This window comes from Corynebacterium sp. MSK158 (assembly GCF_030229085.1).
GTDB lineage: Bacteria > Actinomycetota > Actinomycetes > Mycobacteriales > Mycobacteriaceae > Corynebacterium.
Map to the genome: position 1 here is coordinate 1 of NZ_JASPHJ010000028.1, position 1578 is coordinate 1578.

General features: G+C 52.7%; 1 rRNA gene. It reads right to left on the reverse strand.

From position 1 onward, the window contains the following. A 23S ribosomal RNA gene (locus QP915_RS11550) occupies positions 1–1578 on the reverse strand; the annotation flags it as partial.

Below are 1578 nucleotides of genomic sequence, written 5' to 3' on the forward strand. Positions count from 1 at the left end.
AGTCTCCCACCTATCCTACACAAACCGAACCAAACACCAATACCAAGCTATAGTGAAGGTCCCGGGGTCTTTTCGTCCTGCCGCGCGTAACGAGCATCTTTACTCGTAGTGCAATTTCACCGGGCCTGTGGTTGAGACAGCAGAGAAGTCGTTACGCCATTCGTGCAGGTCGGAACTTACCCGACAAGGAATTTCGCTACCTTAGGATGGTTATAGTTACCACCGCCGTTTACTGGGGCTTAAATTCTCAGCTTCGCCAACAAAATTGACTAACCGGTCCTCTTAACCTTCCAGCACCGGGCAGGCGTCAGTCCATATACATCAACTTAACGTCTTCGCATGGACCTGTGTTTTTGATAAACAGTCGCTTCCCTCTATTCTCTGCGACCCCACAACGCTTAACACCGCAAGGATGCTCACGCCGTGAGGCCCCCCTTCTCCCGAAGTTACGGGGGCATTTTGCCGAATTCCTTAACCACAGTTCACCCGAACGCCTTAGTATTTTCAACCTGACTACCTGTGTCGGTTTAGGGTACGGGCCATACACACACATCGCTAGAGGCTTTTCTCGACAGTACAGGATCACCACCATCAACCCCACTGGGTCTACGCATCACGTCTCAACCATATGTGCGGCGGATTTACCTACCACACGATCTGCACGCTTACACCACCAATCCAATAAGTGGCGTGGCTACCTCACTGCGTCACCCCATCACTTGAACCACACATCAGGCCCCACGACATCAACACCACCAACACTCAAAGAGTCTTAGCAGTGCATCCGCGGTGGTTAGTATCAGTGCTTTATCATGGGCGCGCATGTACGGGTACCAGAATATCAACTGGTTATCCATCGACTACGCCTGTCGGCCTCGCCTTAGGTCCCGACTCACCCTGGGAAGACGAACTTGACCCAGGAACCCTTAGTCATCCGGCGGATAGGATTCTCACCTATCAATTCGTTACTCATGCCTGCATTCTCACTCGCACACAGTCCACGCCTCCTTACGGTAACGCTTCAACCCATGCACGACGCTCCCCTACCCAAACAAAAAATTGCTTGCCGCGGCTTCGGCGGTGTACTTGAGCCCCACTACATTGTCGGCGCAGAACCACTCGACCAGTGAGCTATTACGCACTCTTTCAAGGATGGCTGCTTCTAAGCCAACCTCCTGGCTGTCTTCGCGATCCCACATCCTTTTCCACTTAGTACACCCTTAGGGGCCTTAACCGGCGATCTGGGCTGTTTCCCTCTCGACTATGAAGCTTATCCCCCACAGTCTCACTGCCGTACAACACAATTAGTGGCATTCGGAGTTTGGCTGACATTGCTAAGATTGTAGTCCCGCTCAACCAACCAGTCGCTCTACCTCCACCAAGCTATAATACGACGCTGCACCTAAATGCATTTCGGGGAGAACCAGCTATCACGGAGTTTGATTGGCCTTTCACCCCTACCCACAGCTCATCCCCGCAGTTTTCAACCTACGTGGGTTCGCGCCTCCACAACCTCTTACAGCTGCTTCACACTGGCCATGGGTAGATCACCCCGCTTCGGGTCCAGGACATGCCACT